The sequence below is a fragment of the Duganella sp. Root198D2 genome, from assembly GCF_001428585.1.
GTDB lineage: Bacteria > Pseudomonadota > Gammaproteobacteria > Burkholderiales > Burkholderiaceae_D > Rugamonas.
In genome coordinates, this window is sequence record NZ_LMIC01000003.1 from 29639 (window position 1) to 46797 (window position 17159).

General features: G+C 66.8%; 10 protein-coding genes. 9 read left to right on the forward strand and 1 reads right to left on the reverse strand.

Annotated features, from left to right (window positions below; all coding sequences use genetic code 11):
* Nucleotides 1–42 precede the first annotated feature (42 nt).
* Nucleotides 43–2340: a GNAT family N-acetyltransferase gene (locus tag ASE26_RS05220; RefSeq protein ID WP_156397906.1), complete on the reverse strand. Its 2298-nt coding sequence runs from the start codon at nucleotides 2338–2340 to the stop codon at nucleotides 43–45.
* A gap of 166 nt (nucleotides 2341–2506) precedes the next feature.
* Between ASE26_RS05220 and ASE26_RS05225 the strand changes: the two genes are divergently transcribed.
* The 9 genes from ASE26_RS05225 to ASE26_RS05265 all read left to right on the forward strand — a co-directional run bounded on the left by ASE26_RS05225 (nucleotide 2507) and on the right by ASE26_RS05265 (nucleotide 17083).
* Nucleotides 2507–4090 (forward strand): acyl-CoA ligase (AMP-forming), exosortase A system-associated, encoded by a 1584-nt coding sequence (locus ASE26_RS05225; RefSeq protein WP_055926961.1) that lies wholly within the window; start codon nucleotides 2507–2509, stop codon nucleotides 4088–4090.
* A gap of 2 nt (nucleotides 4091–4092) precedes the next feature.
* On the forward strand, nucleotides 4093–5331 hold the full coding sequence (locus ASE26_RS05230) for a pyridoxal-dependent decarboxylase, exosortase A system-associated (protein ID WP_055927358.1): 1239 nt from the start codon (nucleotides 4093–4095) through the stop codon (nucleotides 5329–5331).
* 15 nt (nucleotides 5332–5346) lie between these two features.
* Nucleotides 5347–7182, forward strand: coding sequence for an asparagine synthetase B (locus tag ASE26_RS05235; protein ID WP_055926959.1), 1836 nt, complete (start codon nucleotides 5347–5349; stop codon nucleotides 7180–7182).
* A gap of 26 nt (nucleotides 7183–7208) precedes the next feature.
* Entirely contained in the window at nucleotides 7209–9965 is a 2757-nt protein-coding gene (prsT, locus tag ASE26_RS05240; RefSeq protein WP_055926957.1) for an XrtA/PEP-CTERM system TPR-repeat protein PrsT, read from the forward strand.
* Nucleotides 9966–10303: 338 nt separating this feature from the next.
* The gene (locus tag ASE26_RS05245; protein ID WP_229207080.1) at nucleotides 10304–11065 is read left to right on the forward strand and encodes an N-acetyltransferase; all 762 of its coding nucleotides are present in this window, start codon (nucleotides 10304–10306) and stop codon (nucleotides 11063–11065) included.
* A gap of 74 nt (nucleotides 11066–11139) precedes the next feature.
* Nucleotides 11140–13929, forward strand: a complete 2790-nt coding sequence (gene prsT, locus ASE26_RS05250) for an XrtA/PEP-CTERM system TPR-repeat protein PrsT (protein ID WP_057245717.1) — start codon at nucleotides 11140–11142, stop codon at nucleotides 13927–13929.
* 5 nt (nucleotides 13930–13934) lie between these two features.
* The gene (locus ASE26_RS05255; protein ID WP_055926953.1) at nucleotides 13935–14807 is read left to right on the forward strand and encodes a ThiF family adenylyltransferase; all 873 of its coding nucleotides are present in this window, start codon (nucleotides 13935–13937) and stop codon (nucleotides 14805–14807) included.
* The gene (locus ASE26_RS05260; protein WP_055926951.1) at nucleotides 14804–15859 is read left to right on the forward strand and encodes a molybdopterin biosynthesis protein MoeY; all 1056 of its coding nucleotides are present in this window, start codon (nucleotides 14804–14806) and stop codon (nucleotides 15857–15859) included. Before ASE26_RS05255 ends, ASE26_RS05260 begins: the two co-directional genes overlap by 4 nt.
* A gap of 12 nt (nucleotides 15860–15871) precedes the next feature.
* Nucleotides 15872–17083 carry a glycosyltransferase gene (locus ASE26_RS05265; protein ID WP_229208114.1) on the forward strand — a complete coding sequence of 404 codons (1212 nt, stop codon included), beginning with the start codon at nucleotides 15872–15874 and terminating at the stop codon, nucleotides 17081–17083.
* Nucleotides 17084–17159 lie beyond the last annotated feature (76 nt).

Genomic DNA, 17159 nt, shown 5'->3' on the forward strand with positions numbered 1-17159 from the left:
GATTATGGAATGGGGCGCGCTGTGGCTGTGGCGCGGCCGCGCTCAGCCCGGCGCGACTGCCAATTCGCTGGCGCGGCCGGCGCGCCGCTGGCGCAGCAGGGCGCGCACCGACAGGTACAGGCGCAGCGCGGGCGCCAGCACATGGCGCCGGTTCAGCACCTCCAGCGTGAAGCAGGGATTTTCCTGCTCCATCCAGAGTCCCTTGTAGGGGTCGGCGCCCAGCATGAAATCAATGCGCTCGACCTGGTCGTGGCGGTAGACATGTTCGATCAGGTGCCCGGTCAGCAGGCTGCCGGGCGAGAAGCGGTCGGCATTGCAATCCTGGGCCAGCTTGAAAATATGCGCCACCCCGTCGTTGACCAGCCAGAGCTGGCTGGCCACCACCTGCTGGTCCAGGTACAGCAAGCCCAGGCGCAGGTAGCCGCGCGCGGCGCTCCATTGCATCAGCCAATCGATGAAGGAGCGCGACGGCTCCCGCCCCTTCCAGCTATGGCCGTAGGTCGACCAGTAATGCTCGACCTGCTGCGCGGTCGGTGCGGTCACCACTTCGAAGCGGTGCGCTTCCCGTGCCAGCGCCTTGCCTTTGCGCTTGAGGGTATTCAGCAGCTGCGACGGGCGCTTGGCCCAGTAGCTGTCCAGGTCCGGGGCGTAGGCCGAATAATTGGCCGACAGCGGCACCCGCAGCACGGCATGGCCCTGGGCCGACAAGCCTTCGCTGGCCTGCTCGGCCTGCGCCAGGCTGGCCGGCGCGGCGCTCAGTTTGAGCCAGCCCTTCTCCAGCTGGTCCAGCGCTTGCAGCAGCACCTGCCAGCCTTGCGCCGGCGCCAGCAGGTCGCGGTCGATGAACAGGCCGACGCAGGGCGAATAGAAATTGCTCAGCAGCCGCACTTCCATGCTGCGCAGCAGGCCGGGCAGCCGTTCGACCGCGACCGCCAGGCAGGGCTGCTCGCCGCGCCAGGCAAACAGCCAGCTGAAGCTGCGGCCGCTGTCCGGATGCACTTCGCGTTCAAAGCGCACCAGGGCCTGGTACCAGTCCAGCGTGCAGAACAGCGGGTCGGGCTGGTGTGTGCGCAGCCAGTTCGCCAGCTCGGGCGGCAGCGGCTGGTCCATCGACAGCTCGCGCACGCGCAAGGCATTGCCGCGCTGCTCGCGCGGCGTGCCCAGCAGGCGCTTCAGGCGCGCGCGCAAGCGCCAGGCCAGGCCGACGCGGCAAGCCTGCAGGAAGGGCCGCGGGTCGCTGGCGCGCCAGTAGGTAAATGCCGGCCGCTTGCCGCCGTAGGGGCGCAGCGTGCGCTGGGCGCGCACTGCGCGCCAGTAGGACAGGGTATCGTTTTCGGCGTCGAACCAGGTGACCGGGCCGCGCAGCGCGCCCGCCTGGGCCGGCTGGCCCAAGGCCAGCTGGAATTCCTGGTAGACCTGGTTGAAGCCGGCCGCCACGCACAGCTCGAGCCAGAAGTCGGTGCGCCCGACAGTCGGCTCGATGACCCAGAAGCTGCCGTCCGGCGCGCGCTTGAGCTCGAGCGACACCGGGCCCGACATCTCGAGCCCGGCGAAGAACTGGCGCGTCAAGGCCAGCACCTCCGGCTCGTCGACGCTTTCGGCCACCGTGGTCTGGCCGCGCGCCGGCGGGAACGAGGCGATCTTGCGGCCGACCATTTCCTGCACCACCTTGCCGCGGTCGAGCACCAGGGCGCCGAAATACAGGCTCTGGTCGCCGCCGGCAATGTATTCCTGGGCCAGGATCGGCAAGTCGCCCTGGTATTGCTGCAGCAGCGCCAGCAGTTCAGGCAGGGCGTGCGCCAGGGCCGTCTTGAACGAGGACAGCGGGCGCGCCGGTTTCAGGATCACCGGGTAGCGGAAGGCGGCCACGGCCGCCTCGGCTTCGTCGACGCTGAGCAGGGTGGCCGAGCGCGGATAATTCAAGCCCTGGCTGCGGGCAGCCTGTTCCAGTTCATTCTTGCGCTGCAAGCGCAGCACGTCGGCGGCGCAAGCGGCCCAGCTCAGCAGGTAGTGCGGCAGCAGCAGCTGCATGCCCTCGCCCATCTGGCGCACATGGGTGTCATTGCTGGGGAACAGCACCACCTGGCGCCCGGCCGGCAGGCGGCTGCGCAAGGCGGCCAGGGTCGGCGCCAGGTCGGCCATCTCGGCTTCGCTGCACAGGAAAGTGCGCACGATGGCATTGCTGCGCACGCCGGGCCGCCACGCATCCTTCTCCAGGGCGTACACTTCGACTCCCGCCTCGTGCAGGCCGCGCACCACGGACAAGCCGTGGCTGCACAAGCCGACAACCAGGGCAATGGCCGGCTTCGGCGACGACGGGGGGCGGACAGGATTTTTCACGACGCGGATTGATTTTGCACAGAAAACCATATATTAAATGCAATACTCTGGCTTGTGCGTGGATTGTTGCAACAAACCCGCAGCGGCAGCGCATTACGGGATGATGCACGGCAAGGATCCTATAATTTTGCAATATAATTAATGCAATTCCTATTGACGAAGTAATATGAGCGACCTGATCCATCAATTTATTTTTGCTTCGGCGCAACGTACGCCGCAGGCCGAGGCCCTGGTGTACGGTGAACGCCGCCTGGACTATGCCGCCCTGGCCGCCGCCGTGGAAGGCGCCGCCCATGGCCTGCTGGCAAGGGGCCTGCGCCGCAGCGAGCGGGTCGCGGTCTACCTGGAAAAGAATATCGAGAACGTGGCTGCCATGTTTGGCGCAGCCTGCGCCGGCGGCGTGTTCGTGCCGGTCAACCCCCTGCTCAAGCCGGAACAGGTCGGCTACATCCTGGGCGACTGCAATGTGCGGGTGCTGGTCACCTCGGCCGACCGCCTGCGCCTGCTGGCCGGCACGCTGCCATCCTGCCCCGACCTGCACACCGTGATCGTGACCGGCAAGGCGGACGATTTGCCCAGCTTGCCGCAGCTGCACGTGCTGCCGTGGGCGGCGGCCATGCAGGATGCGCCGCCGGCCGCGCCGCACCGCTGCATCGATACCGATATGGCAGCCATCCTGTACACCTCGGGCAGCACCGGCCGCCCGAAAGGCGTGGTGCTGTCGCACCGCAATATGGTGGCGGGCGCCGTCAGCGTCTCGAGCTACCTGGAAAACACGGCGGCCGACCGCCTGCTGGCCGTGCTGCCGCTGTCCTTCGACTATGGCCTGTCGCAGCTGTCCACCGCCTTCCGCGTCGGCGCCACCGCGGTCCTGATCAACCACCTGTTCGCGGGCGACGTGCTGAAAGCCGTGGTGGCGGAAAAGATCACCGGCCTGGCGGCGGTGCCGCCGCTGTGGATCCAGCTGGCGCCGCTGGCCTGGCCGGCCGACTGCACGCTGCGCTACCTGACCAATTCAGGCGGCGCCATGCCGCGCGCCACCCTCGACGCGCTGCGCGCCGCGCTGCCGCATGCCAAGCCGTTCCTGATGTACGGCCTGACCGAGGCCTTCCGCTCGACCTATTTGCCGCCGTCCGAACTGGAGCGCCGACCCGACTCGATGGGCAAGGCCATCCCGAACGCGGAAGTGGTGGTGCTGCGCCCCGACGGCAGCGAATGCGCGCCCAACGAGCCGGGCGAACTGGTGCACCGTGGCGCCCTGGTTTCGCTGGGCTACTGGAACGACCAGGCCAAGACTGCCGAGCGCTTCAAGCCTTACGCCTCGCCGCAGTATGGCTTGCCGCTGGTGGAGATGGCCGTGTGGTCGGGCGATATCGTGCGCCGGGACGAGGAAGGGTTCCTCTATTTCATCAGCCGCAACGATGAAATGATCAAGACTTCCGGCTACCGCGTCAGCCCGACCGAGGTGGAAGAAGTGGTGTATGCGCGCGACAAGGTGGGCGAGGCGGCGGCGCTGGGCGTCAAGCACCCGAGCCTGGGCCAGGCCATCGTGCTGCTGGCCTTCCCGCGCGCCGGCGAATCCTTCACCGACGCCGAGCTGCTGGCGGCCGTCAAGCCGCACCTGCCGGCCTATATGCAGCCGCAGAAGGTGATCGTGTCCGCCACGCCGTTGCCGCGCAACCCGAATGGCAAGATCGACCGCAAGCTGCTGTCGACCCAGTACGAAAACATCTTCGCGGAGGGCGTATGAGCATGGACGCACCGCGCCGGGCGCAACACGCGCCGCTGCTGCAGTTCGCGGTCGAAGACGACTGCCTGCTGATCGGCGGCATCCCGCTGCCGCGCCTGGCGGCCCGCGTCGGCCAGACCCCGTTTTACGCCTACTCGCGCGCCGCCATGACGCAGCGCGTGGCCGAACTGCGGGCCGCGCTGCCGCCGGACGTGCACCTGCATTACGCCATGAAGGCCAACCCGATGCCGGCCGTGGTGCAGCATATGGCGAGCCTGGTCGACGGCATCGACGTCGCTTCCGGCGGTGAACTGCGGGTGGCGCTCGACAGCGTGATGGCGCCGGCCAGGATCAGTTTTGCCGGCCCCGGCAAAAGCGAAGCCGAACTGTCCTGCGCGCTTGCCGCCGGCATCGTGCTGAACCTGGAATCGGAAGGCGAGATGGAGCGCGCCGCCGTGCTCGGCCAGCGCCTGGGCGTGGTGCCGAAAGTGAATGTGCGGGTCAACCCGGACTTCGAGCTGAAATCGTCCGGCATGAAGATGGGCGGCGGCCCCAAGCAGTTCGGCGTCGATGCCGAACGGGTGCCGGCGATGCTGGCGCGCATCGGCGCGCTGGGGCTCGATTTCCATGGCTTCCACATCTTCAGCGGTTCGCAGAACCTGAAGGCGGCGGCGCTGCAGGAGGCCCACGAAAAGACCTTCGCGCTGGCGCTGCGCCTGGCCGAAGCGGCGCCGCGCGCGCCGCGCATCCTGAACATCGGCGGCGGCTTCGGCATTCCCTACTTCCCGGGCGAAGAAAGGCTCGACCTGGCTGCGGTGGGGGCGAACCTGGCGCGCCTCATGGATGAGGTGCGGCCGCGCCTGCACGGCGCCGAGGTGGTCATCGAGCTGGGCCGCTACCTGGTCGGCGAAGCGGGCGCTTATGTGTGCCGCGTGGTGGACCGCAAGGAATCGCGCGGCCAGGTCTACCTGGTGACCGACGGCGGCCTGCACCACCACTTGTCGGCCTCCGGCAATTTCGGCCAGGTGATCCGCAAGAATTATCCGGTAGTGATCGGCACCCGTGTGGCCGGCGGCCCGCGCGAGCAGGCTTCGGTGGTGGGGCCGCTGTGCACCCCGCTCGACCTGCTGGCCGACCAGATGGAACTGGGCCAGGCGCAGGCGGGCGACCTGGTGGTGGTATTGCAATCCGGCGCCTACGGCGCCACGGCCAGCCCGGCGGCATTCCTCAGCCACCCGGCCGCGGTCGAAGTTTTCGTGTAAGCGGAAGGGAAGCATATGAGCGGGATCTGTGGATGGATGGGGCTGGCCGCTGCGCCGGAATTGCTGGAGCAGATGGCAGCGCCGCTGTCCCGCTTCGACCAGGGCACGCTGCATGCCCGCTGCGGCCAGCGCAGCGCGCTGGCGGTGGCGGCGCTGGACGGCAGTGCCGACGTGTACCAGCGCGATGGCTTGCTGGTGGCCCTGTGGGGCCAGCCGCGCCTGGATGACCCGGCGCTGGCGGCGCAGGCGGCCGGGCAGGGCGTGGCCGCCACGGTCGCCACCCTGTGGTCGCAGGGCGCGCAGCGCACCTGTGCACAGATCCACGGCTGCTTCACGCTGGCCATCCTCGATGAACGCAGCGGCGAGGCCTTGCTGGCCACCGACCGCATGGGCATCCAGCCGCTGAACTGGCAGCTGGCCGGCGAAACCCTGGTGTTTGCCAGCTCGGCCGATGCGCTGCTGCGCCACCCGCTGACGCCCGGCGTACTCGACCACCAGGGCCTGTACAACTACGTCTATTTCCACATGGTGCCGTCGCCGGCCACCGTGTACCAGGGCCAGCAGCGCCTGCTGCCCGGGCGCTACCTGCACTACCGCCAGGGCCGCGTCGAAGAACACACCTACTGGCGCATGCAGTTCGAGGAAGACGGCAAGCGCTCGTTCGGCGAACTGAAGGAAGATTTCCTGTCGCTGCTGCGCCACAGCGTGAAGCAAGCCGCGGGCGAGCGCAAGGTCGGCGCCTTCCTGTCCGGCGGCACCGACAGTTCGACCATCGCCGGCATGCTGACCCAGGTCGGCGGCGTGGCGGCCGACACCTATTCGATCGGTTTCGAAGCCCAGGGCTACGACGAAATGGAATATGCGCGCCTGGCCTCGCGCCATTTCGGCACCCGGCACCATGAATACTATGTGACGCCGGACGACGTGGTGGCGGCCATCCCGCAAGTGGCGGCCGTGTTCGACCAGCCTTTCGGCAATGCGTCGGCGGTGCCGGCCTACTACTGCGCGCGCATGGCAAAAGCCGACGGCGTGCAGCGCATGTTCGGCGGCGATGGCGGCGACGAGCTGTTCGGCGGCAACGAGCGCTATGCCAAGCAGCACGTGTTCGAGCTGTACGAGCGGGTGCCGCGCCTGGTGCGCAAGGCCCTGCTGGAGCCGGCCGTGTTCAACTTCCCCGGCGGCGAGCGGGTGCGCCTGCTGCGCAAGGCGCGCAGCTATATCGAGCAAGCCTCGGTCGGCATGCCGGCGCGGCTGGAAACCTATAACCTGCTGGGCCGCTACGGCCCGCAGCAAGTGTTTACCGACGACTTCCTGGCGGCGGCCGACATCGGCAACCCGATCGCTACCCTGGAGCGCAACTACGGCCGCAGCGAAGCGCGCTCCCTGATCAACCGCATGCTGGCGCTGGACTTGCAGATCACGCTGGCCGACAACGACTTGCCGAAAGTGATGAAGGCTTGCGAGCTGGCCGGCGTCGAGGCGGCTTTCCCCTTCCTGAACGATGCCCTTGTGGCTTTTTCGGCAGGCCTGACCCCGCAGCAGAAGCTGAATGGCACCCAGTTGCGCTGGTTCTTCAAGGAAGCATTGCGCGGCTTCTTGCCCGATGCCATCATCAGCAAACAGAAACACGGTTTCGGCCTGCCGTTCGGCGTCTGGCTGCAGCAGCACCGCTCCCTGCAGCAGCTGGCGGCGGACAGCCTGAGCGACCTCAAGGCGCGCAAGGTGGTGCGCGGCGAGTTCATCGAACAACTGGTCGGCACCCACCTGAAAGAGCACGCCGGCTACCACGGCACCATGGTCTGGGTGCTGATGATGCTGGAGCAATGGTTCCGCGCCCACCGCAACGCATAACAAACGATACGCTTACTGAGGACAATATGGCACATCGCGTAACCCGGCTGGCCGTTGCCGCCACCCTGGCCGCCAGCGCACTGCTGGCCGGCTGCAAGTCGGATACCCCGGAAAGCCTGCTGGCCGATGCCAAGCAGCTGCAGCAGAAAGGCGACCGCAAGGGCGCCCAGATCCAGCTCAAGAATGCGCTGGCCAAGGACCCCAACAACGGCGAGGCGCGCTACCAGCTGGGCAAGCTGTCGCTGCAATTGGGTGATCCGGTGTCGGCGGAAAAGGAAGCGCGCCGCGCGCTCGAATTGAAATACCGGCCGCAGGACAGCGAACTGCTGCTGGCCGAGGCCTTGCTGCGCCTGGGCGACATGCAGAAGATGCTCGATGAAACGGAAAAGTTCCAGCAAAGCCCGGCCATGCTGGCGGTGCGCGGCGAGGCCCTGATCGGCCTGCGCAAGCTCGATGAGGCGAAAAAGCAATTCCAGAGCGCCCTGGATGCCGAACCCAACAGCGCAGACGCGCTGACCGGCATGGCGCGCCTGGCGGCCATCGGCAACGACCTGGAGGGCGCGCGCGCGCTGGCCGAGCAGGCCATCGCCAAGGACGGCGGCAATATCAATGCGCTGACGTTCAAGGGCGAGCTGCTGCGCGCCCAGTCCAAGCCGGAAGAGGCGCGCGCCGCCTTTGCCGAAGTACTCAAGCTGGACCCGACCAATAGCGGCGCCAACCTGGAGCAGGCTTACCTCGACATCGTGGCCGGCAAGCTCGATTCCGCCCAGGCCGCCATCAATGCCGCCAAGAAGACCGCGCCGCGCAGCCTGACCACCTTGTACACCCAGGCCCTGCTCGACTATTCGCGCGGCAATTACACGGCAGCGCGCGACAACCTGCAAACCATAGCCAAAGGCGCGGCCAAACATGCGCCGAGCCTGCTGCTCTCGGGCGCGGTCGATTTCCAGCTCGGCACGCTGAAGCAGGGCGAGGCCAAGTTGCGCACCTATCTCGAAATGCAGCCGGGCAATGAGTTTGCCCGCAAGCTGCTGGCGGCCACGCTGTTGCGCGGCAACAACCCGGCGGAAGCGCAGAAAGTGCTGGAACCGGTGCTGAAGGGCCAGGTCAGCGATGGCAGCCTGCTGGAACTGTCGGCGCAAGCCCATATGCTGCAGCGCGAACCGGCCAAGGCCGCCGCCCTGCTGGAGCAAGCCGTCGCGCTCAACCCGAAACGCGCCGCCAGCTATATTGCCCTGGGCGGAGCCCGCATCGCGCTGGGCGAGCGCGACAAAGGCCTGGCCATGCTGCAGAAGGCGCTCGAGCTGGAGCCCGACTCGCTGCCGGCCGCGACTGCGCTGGCGCGCACCCAGCTGGCCATGGGCAACTACGACCAGGCCCTGGCCGTGCTGGCCAAACAGGATGGCAAGCATGGCAAGGATGCTGAACTGCACGTCTTGCGCGGCCACGTGCTGCTGGCCAAGCAGGACAAGGCCGGCGCCCGCGCCGCCTTCGGCAAGGCGGTGGAACTGGCGCCGGCCAGCTATGCCACGGTGGTCAACCTGGCGCAGCTTGAAATGATGGAGCAAAAGCCCGATGCCGCGCGCCAGCACTTGCTGAAACTGCTGGACAAGGACAAGGACAATGTCCCGGCCATGACGGCGCTGGCGCAACTGGCCGAGCGCGCCAAGCAGCGCGACGAAGCCGCCCAATGGCTGGAAAAAGCCGCCACCGTCGACCCCGATGCGCTGGTGCCGGCGGTGCGCCTGGCCGGCTACTACCTGCAGACGCGCCAGCCGGCCAAGGCGGTGGCGCATATGCGCAATGTGCTGATCGTGCATCCGGCAGCGCCGCTGGCGCTGGAAATGATGGGCCGCGCGCAGCAGATGACCGGCGACACCGATGGCGCCTATGAAAGCTATAGCAAGCTGGTCAGCGTGGCGCCGAAGCTGCCGCAGCCCCAGCTTTACCTGGCCAGCGTCCAGGTGCAGAAAAAGGATTTGCCGGGCGCCCAGTCGAGCGTGAAGCGCGCGCTGGGCCTCGATCCGGGGTCGGTGCCGGCGCATATGCTGCAGGCGGACCTGGCCCTGCTGCAGAACAAGCCGGACGATGCGCTGGCCGTGGCGCGCAGCCTGCAAAAATCCCAGCCCAAGCAGCCCAGCGGCTTCCTGCTCGAAGGCGACTTGCAGATGCGCGCCAGCAAACCGGCGCTGGCCGTGGCGCCTTACCAGCAAGCGTTCGCACTGGCGGCGCGGCCGGACCTGGTGCTCAAGCTCAGTGCGGCACTGCGCGCGGCCAACCGCGGCGCCGAAGCCGATGCCCAGATCGCCGCCTGGCGCAAGGCGCATCCGGACGAGCCTTTGGGCCTGATGTATGCTGCCGAGCAAAACCTGGCCGCCAAGCAATACAAAGCCGCCATCGGCCAGCTGGAAAGCGTGATTGCCAAGATGCCGGACAACGCCATGGCGCTCAACAACCTGGCCTGGGCCTACCAGCAGGACAAGGACAAGCGCGCCCTGGCGACGGCCGAGAAGGCCCAGCAACTGGCCGGCGACAACCCGACCGTCATGGATACCCTGGGCTGGATCCTGGCCGAGCAGAACCAGCTCGAGCGCGCACTGACGGTGCTGAAGAAGGCCAGCGACCTGGCGCCCAAGGCGTCCGACATCCGCGGCCACTATGCGGCGGCGCTGTGGAAAAAGGGCGACAAGGCGGGCGCCCGCAAGGAACTGCAGGCCGCCATGGCCGATGCACGCTTCGCCCAGACCGACGAAGCACGTAACTTGCAAAAGCAATTTGAATAACTAGCAACTTCTGCGCAGTAAAACCCGCACGCGCGCAGCCGCGTGCGGCCACCCCCTCCTCTACGCCTATTGTGTTATCGAAAACAATAGAGTCATTTTCCCAACATTTACTTCGCAGGTATTGTGCAGCGGGCGCTGCCATGCCAACATGTAGAAAGTTAGTAATTTTTACATAACTCACTTGCAACCCGATACATTTTCGTCCCGGCATCAATCGTGCGCACCCCCGCAAGTGTAATCAACTATATTTTGCCGTTGAGCACGGCGTCCGCGCCGCTCGCCGTGCTCATTGGTAGTGGCAAGCCGTAAGGCTTGCGGGTACCAAAGGAGGAAGAGCCATGAATGGAACTGCCATCCCTGTGCTGGAAGCCGAGCCCATCCGGAAGACTCCAGCCGACTCCCATGCGCGCGCCACGCTCGAGGACTTGCTTCCGGAAAATATGGAAGACCTGGTCACCGACGAAAAATCTTTTGGTATACGCATGATCGATACGGTTGAAGGCCGCAGCAAGGCTAGCCTGCTAATCAACAAAATGTACTCCTGGCGTGGCTATGCCGGGACCCATAAACTCAGCGATGATCCGAACCGGATCACGCTGACCGCCAGCGACAAGGGCGAAGTGGTCGGTACCCTGACCCTCGGGCTGGACTCTTCGATCGGCATCATGGCCGATGAAATTTTCAAGGAAGAGGTCGATTCGGTGCGCATGATCCCGGGCGCCCGCGTGTGCGAGATCACCAAGCTCGCTTTCGACAATGGCGGCAGCAAGTCGCAGATGGCATCGCTGTTCCACCTGTCGGTGATTTACGCGCGCGACCTGCACCACTGCACCCACATCTTCATCGAAATCAACCCGCGCCACCGGCGCTTCTACGAAGCCATGCTCGGCTTCAAACGGCTGGGCGAACTGAAGACCAATCCGCGCGTCGATGCGCCGGCCTACCTGCTGGTGGTCGAACTGGCCCATGTCAGCGAACAGATTGAAAAATACGGCGGCCAGGGCGCGGAAGTGGCGATGGCGGCGCGTTCCTTCTATCCGTTGTTCTATTCGCCGCGTGAAGAATGCGGCATTGTGCAGCGCCTGAAGAACCTCCAATAGTCTATTGAGATTTGATAGTCGATTGACAATTATTGTGGTATTGTCAATATCCTGACCACCATGCAGGGGTTTCCATGCCACGTCGCGAGAACCGGGGGGCGCAGCGCGCCCTCGCCATCTTCGGCAGCCTGATGCTGGCTGTCGGCCTGTCCGGCTGCCTCAAGTCCGAAACCAGCGCCACGCTGATGACGGAAGCCCAGCAGTATCTGCAGAAGGGCGACAGCAAGGCGGCCCTGATCCAGCTCAAGAACGCCGCCGACAAGAGCCCGCAGGACGGCGAAATCCGCTTGCTGCTGGCGCGCGTCTACAACGACAACAACGAGCCCGCCCTGGCTGAAAAGGAAATCCGCAAGGCGCTCGGCCTCAATATCGAGCGCGTCCGCGCCTTGCCGCAGCTGCTGCGCGCCTTGCTGGCGCAGGACAAGGCGCAGCAAGCGCTCGATGAAAGCAGCGCCGACGCGGCCCATGCCAAGCCGGCCCTGCTGGCGCTGCGCGGCGATGCCTGGCTGGTGCTGGGCGACAGCGCCAAGGCCAGGGAAGCTTATGCGCAAGCGCTGGCCGGCGAACCCGGCCAGGCGAATGCGCTGCTGGGCCAGGCGCGCCTGGCCCAGCAGGCTGGCGATAGCGCCGGCGCGGTGGCGCTGGCCGAACAGGCGCAGCGCAGCCATCCGCAAGACCTGGCCGTGCTGCGCTACCAGGCTGCGCTGCTGCGCAAGCTGGGCCAGAGCGAGGCCGCGCTGGCGGCGCTGGGCCGGGCCCTCGGCGTACAGCCCGACCACCTGCTGGCCCGCGTCGAGCGCACCGACCTTGAAATCGCGCTCAAGAAATTCGACGCCGCCAAGGCCGATATCGGCGAACTCGACAAGCTGCACCCGGACACCCCGCATACGCTCTACCTGCAAGCCCTGCTCGACCACACCCAGGGCAAGCATAGCGAAGCGCAGGCCAGCCTGCTCAAGCTGCTGAAGGTGGCGCCCGGCCATATGCCGACCGTGCTGCTGGCAGGGGCCAACGAACTCAAGCTGGGCAATGCCACCGCGGCGCAGGGCTACCTGAACGCCTACCTGGAGAAATTCCCGGACGACCTGTTTGCGCGCAAGCTGCTGGCGCAGTCCCTGCTGGCCACCAGGCAGCCGGCTGAAGCGGCGGCAGCACTGGCGCCGTTGCTGCGCAGCGGCGCCAAGGACCCGCAGCTGCTGGTGCTGGCCGGCGAATCGAACCTGCGCAACAAGGACTACGCTGCGGCCTTGCAGTATTTCGAACAGGCGGCGCAGGTGCTGCCCAATGAAGCGACGCTGCACTTGTCGATCGGGCTGGCCCAGCTGGGCCAGCGCCAGTATGACAAGGCGCTTGAGCAGCTGCAGCGGGCCACCGAGCTCGACCCCAAGTCGGAGCAGGCCGCGCTCTACCTGATCCACACCGAAATCAGCATGCGCCGCTACGACAAGGCGCTGGCGGCAATCAAGGCTTACCACGCCAGCCAGAAGGACAGCGCCGTGGTGCGCAACCTGGAAGGCGGCATTTACCTGGCGCAGAAGAACGCGCCGGCGGCGCGCGCGGCCTTTGAGAAAGCCGTGGCCCTGCAGCCGAACCACCTGGCCGCCAACCTGAACCTGGCCCAGCTCGACTTGCAGGACAAGCAGCCGGAAGCGGCCCGCCAGCGTTTCGCCATCGTGCTGCAGCACGACCCGCACAATGTCGGCGCCATGACGGCGCTGGCCGATATTTCCAGCCAGCAGGGCAAGGGCGGGGAAGCGCTCGGCTGGCTGGAAAAAGCGGTGGCGGAAAAGCCCAAGGCCAGCGAGCTGGGCACGCGCCTGGCCCATGCCTACCTGCAGGCCGGGCAGGTCGCCAAGGCCAGCACACTGGCGCGCCAGCTGCAGCTGGACGATCCTGCCAGCCCCTACCTGGCCGAATTGCTGGGCCAGGTGCAGTTGGCCAACAAGGACGCCAGCGGCGCCCTGGAAAGCTTCGGCAAGATGGTGCAGCTGGAACCGAAATCGCTGCGCGCCTGGTTCGGCATGGCAACCGCCCACCTGATGCTGAAAAATGCCGCGGCCGCCAGCAGCGACTTGAAAAAAGTGCTGGCGATCGACCCGAAATACCGCCCGGCGCGCCTGGCGCTGGCGGAAATCGCCCAGCAGCAGAACCGCCCGGCCGAAGTCCTGGCCATCGCGCGCCAGATGCAGAAGGAAGAAGGGCAGCAGGCGGCCGGCTATGTGCTGGAAGGCGACCTGCTGGCGCGCCAGCAGAAATACAAGGAAGCGGTGGCGCTGTACGAAACGGCCTATGGCTATGAAAAGGACGGCCGCATCCTGCTGGCCCTGCACCGCACCCTGCTGGCAGCGGGCCTGCCGCGCGACGCCGACCAGCGCCTGGCACAGCACCGCAAGGAACAGCCGGGCGACCTGGCCGCCGCCATGTATGCGGCCGAACTGGCCCTGTCGCGCCAGCAGTATGCCGCTGCGGCGGCCGACCTCGAGCTGGTATTGAAGACCGCGCCCGACAGCCCGGTGGCGCTGAACAACCTGGCCTGGGCCTACAGCCAGATGAAAGACCCGCGCGCCATGGCCACGGCCGAGAAGGCGCTGAAGGCGGCGCCGGACAGCCCGGCCGTGCTCGATACCACCGGCTGGCTGCTGGTGGGCAAGGGCGACACCGGGCGCGCGCTGCCGCTGCTCAAGCGCGCCAGCACGCTGCAGCCGGCCAATGCCATGCTGCGCTACCACCTGGCGGTTGCGCTCAGCCAGTCGGGCGACAAGAAGGGCGCCCGGGTGGAGCTGGAAAAACTGGTGGCTGCCGGCACCTCGTTCCCGCACCTGGACGATGCCATTGCTTTGCTGAAAGTCCTGAACGGCAGTTAAGCGCGATGAGCGACCCCTTCATCTACAGCAAGGCCTTTGCCCGCAATATCGGCTGGGTCACCGAAGCCGAGCAGGCCAGCCTGCGCGGCAAGCGGGTGGCCATTGCCGGCGCCGGCGGCGTCGGCGGCGTGCACCTGATGACCCTGGTACGCCTGGGCGTCGGCTCCTTCCACATTGCCGACTTCGACAAATTCGACCTGGCCAACTTCAACCGCCAGGTCGGCGCCATGCAATCGACGCGCGGCTTGCCGAAGATCGACGTGATGGCGCGCATGGCGCGCGACGTCAATCCCGAACTCGAGATCAAGACCTTCCCGGACGGAATCAATGCCGGCAACCTCGAGGCATTTTTCGACGGCGTCGACATTTACATCGACAGCCTCGACTTCTTCGCCTTCGACATCCGCCAGCAGACCTTCGCCCTGTGCGCCGCGCGCGGCATCCCGGCCACCACCGTGGCGCCGCTGGGCATGGGCGCGGCGCTGCTGAACTTCCTGCCGGGCCGGATGACGTTTGAAGAGTATTTCGGCTGGGGCCAGCTGCCCGAAAGCGACAAGGCGATCCGCTTTGTGGTCGGGCTGGCGCCGGCCGGCCTGCACCGGCCCTACCTGGTGGTGCCGTCGGCCGTCAATTTCGCCGAACGGCGCGGGCCGTCGACCATCATGGCTTGCCAGCTGTGCGCCGGCATCGCCGCCACCGAAGCGCTCAAGATCCTGCTCGGGCGCGGCGATGTGCGGGCGGCGCCGCACGGCATGCAGTTCGATGCCTACCGCAACCAGCTGGTGCGCACCTGGCGCCCCGGCGGCAACAACAACCCGATCCAGCGCCTGGCCATCATGATCGGCAAGCGCGCCTTTGCGAAAATGGCCCAATCATGACTACCATCGAACAGATCCTGGACCTGGCGCGCTGGGCCCCCAGCGGCGACAACACGCAGGTGTGGCGCTTCGAAATCCTGGCGCCGGACCATGTGGCCGTGCACTGCCACGACACGCGCGAGCACGTGGTGTACGACCTGGACGGGCATCCGAGCCAGGTCGCCGTGGGCGCCATGCTGGAAACCATGGCGCTGGCCGCCAGCGGCCATGGCCTGCGCGCCGATGCGCTGCGGCGCGGCGACAGCCCGGATACCCACCCCGTGTTCGATGTGCGCTTCACGCCTGATGCCGCCATCAAGCCCAGCCCGTTGCTGGCGGCGATCACCACGCGCAGCGTGCAGCGCCGCCCGCTCAGCACGCGGCCGCTGAGCGCGCAGGAAAAGCAGGCGCTGGAAGCGGCGGTCGGTCCGGCGCACCAGGTGCAGTGGATCGAAGGCTTCGGCGGCCGCTGGGCGGCGGCGCGGCTGATGTTCAACAACGCCAAGCTGCGCCTGACCATGCCGGAAGCGTACGAGGTCCACCGCAGCATCATCGACTGGGGCAAGACGCACAGCCCGGACAAGGTGCCGGACCAGGCGCTGGGCGTCGACCACGGCACCCTGGCCCTGATGAAGTGGGCGATGGCGAGCTGGCAGCGGGTCAACACCATGAATACCCTGATGGGCACCTGGGCCCCGCGCCTGCAGATGGACCTGCTGCCCGGCATGGCCTGCGCCGCCCACTTCGTGATCCGTGCCAGCCGCGCGCCGGCCGGCATCGACGATTACGTGGCCGCCGGCCGCGCCACCCAGCGCTTCTGGCTGACCCTGACCACGCTCGGCCTGCACATGCAGCCGGAAATGACTCCGCTGATTTTCGGCCGCTATGTGCGCCATGCACTGCGCTTCACCCGCCTCGACAAGCTGCAGGAGTCGGCGCGCCGCCTGTATGGCCAGCTCACCGGCGTGATCGGCGCCGCGCCGGAAACCGCGGTCTTCATGGGCCGCCTCGGCGCCGGCAAGGCGCCCACGGCGCGCTCGCTGCGCAAGCCGCTGGCCGAGCTGATGAAATAGGCCGGGCGGCCCATGATGCAGCGCAAGAAAATCCTGTTCGTTGCCGAAGCCGTCACGCTGGCGCACGTCGGCCGCCCGCTGGCGCTGTCGGCCAGCCTCGACCGTACCGAGTACGAAGTGCACTTTGCCTGTGCCGACCGTTACGGCTTTTGCTTCGAAGGCGCGGACCTGGTGCGCTGGACCATCCACAGCATCCCGAACCAGCAATTCCTGCAGGCGCTGGCGGATGGCAAGCCGGTGTATGACGCGGCGACGCTGGCCGGCTATGTGGAAGAAGACCTGCAACTGCTGCGCCAGGTCCGGCCCGATGTGGTGGTGGGCGACTTCCGCCTGTCGCTGTCGATCAGCGCGCGCCTGGCCGGCGTGCCCTATGTCTCGCTGATCAATGCCTACTGGAGCCCCTTCGTGGAGCAGGAATACATCGTGCCCAGCCTGCCGCTGACACGCTTCCTGCCGATCCCGCTGGCCAATGCGCTGTTCAAGCTGGCGCGCCCGCTGGCATTTGCACTGCACACCATTCCGCTCAACAAGGTGCGGCGCCGGCATGGCCTGCCGTCGCTGGGCTGGGACCTGAACCGGGTGTATACCGATGCCGACTACACCTTGTACGCCGATGTGCCGGAACTGTTCCCGCCGCACGACCTGCCCGCCAACCACGCCTTCATCGGCCCCGTGCTGTGGTCGCCGCCGCTGCCGCTGCCAAACTGGTGGGACCAGTTGCCGGCCGGGCGTCCGCTGGTGTACGTGACCGTGGGCAGCTCGGGCCATGGCGCCTTGCTGCCCGGCGTGCTGCGCGCGCTGGCCGGCTTGCCGCTGACGGTGCTGGCCGCCACCGTGGGCATGGTCAAGCTCGATGCGGTGCCGGACAACGCGCGCGTGGCCGACTTCCTGCCGGGCGAAGAGGCGGCGCGCCGCGCCGCGCTGGTGATCTGCAACGGCGGCAGCCCGACCAGCCACCAGGCGCTGGCGGCCGGCGTGCCGCTGGTGGGCATTGCCGGCAACCTCGACCAGTTCCTGAATATGCAGGGAATTGTCGCGGCCGGTGCCGGAGCGCTGCTGCGGGCCGACCGCTTCGATGAGGCGGCGCTGCGGCAGGCCGTGGAAGGCTTGCTGGCCACGCCGGCCGCGAGCGCTGCCGCGCGCCAACTGATGGTCATATTCGGTAACTATCGGTCGTCGGAATCTTTTAGCAAGTTACTGTCGAAAATCCTTACAACGACATAAGTTAATACCAACATGGTACTAACAGTAATCTTGCAAGTTATTGATTTCTATGGGAACCGGGTGACTGGCACAACTA

Bases quoted from the DNA above. Each gene is read 5' to 3' on its own strand.
- ASE26_RS05225 (WP_055926961.1), top strand. From the start codon at position 2,507: ATGAGCGACCTGATCCATCAATTTATTTTTGCTTCGGCGCAACGTACG.
- ASE26_RS05230 (WP_055927358.1), top strand. From the start codon at position 4,093: ATGGACGCACCGCGCCGGGCGCAACACGCGCCGCTGCTGCAGTTCGCG.
- ASE26_RS05235 (WP_055926959.1), top strand. From the start codon at position 5,347: ATGAGCGGGATCTGTGGATGGATGGGGCTGGCCGCTGCGCCGGAATTG.
- prsT (WP_055926957.1), top strand. From the start codon at position 7,209: ATGGCACATCGCGTAACCCGGCTGGCCGTTGCCGCCACCCTGGCCGCC.
- ASE26_RS05245 (WP_229207080.1), top strand. From the start codon at position 10,304: ATGAATGGAACTGCCATCCCTGTGCTGGAAGCCGAGCCCATCCGGAAG.
- prsT (WP_057245717.1), top strand. From the start codon at position 11,140: ATGCCACGTCGCGAGAACCGGGGGGCGCAGCGCGCCCTCGCCATCTTC.
- ASE26_RS05255 (WP_055926953.1), top strand. From the start codon at position 13,935: ATGAGCGACCCCTTCATCTACAGCAAGGCCTTTGCCCGCAATATCGGC.
- ASE26_RS05260 (WP_055926951.1), top strand. From the start codon at position 14,804: ATGACTACCATCGAACAGATCCTGGACCTGGCGCGCTGGGCCCCCAGC.
- ASE26_RS05265 (WP_229208114.1), top strand. From the start codon at position 15,872: ATGATGCAGCGCAAGAAAATCCTGTTCGTTGCCGAAGCCGTCACGCTG.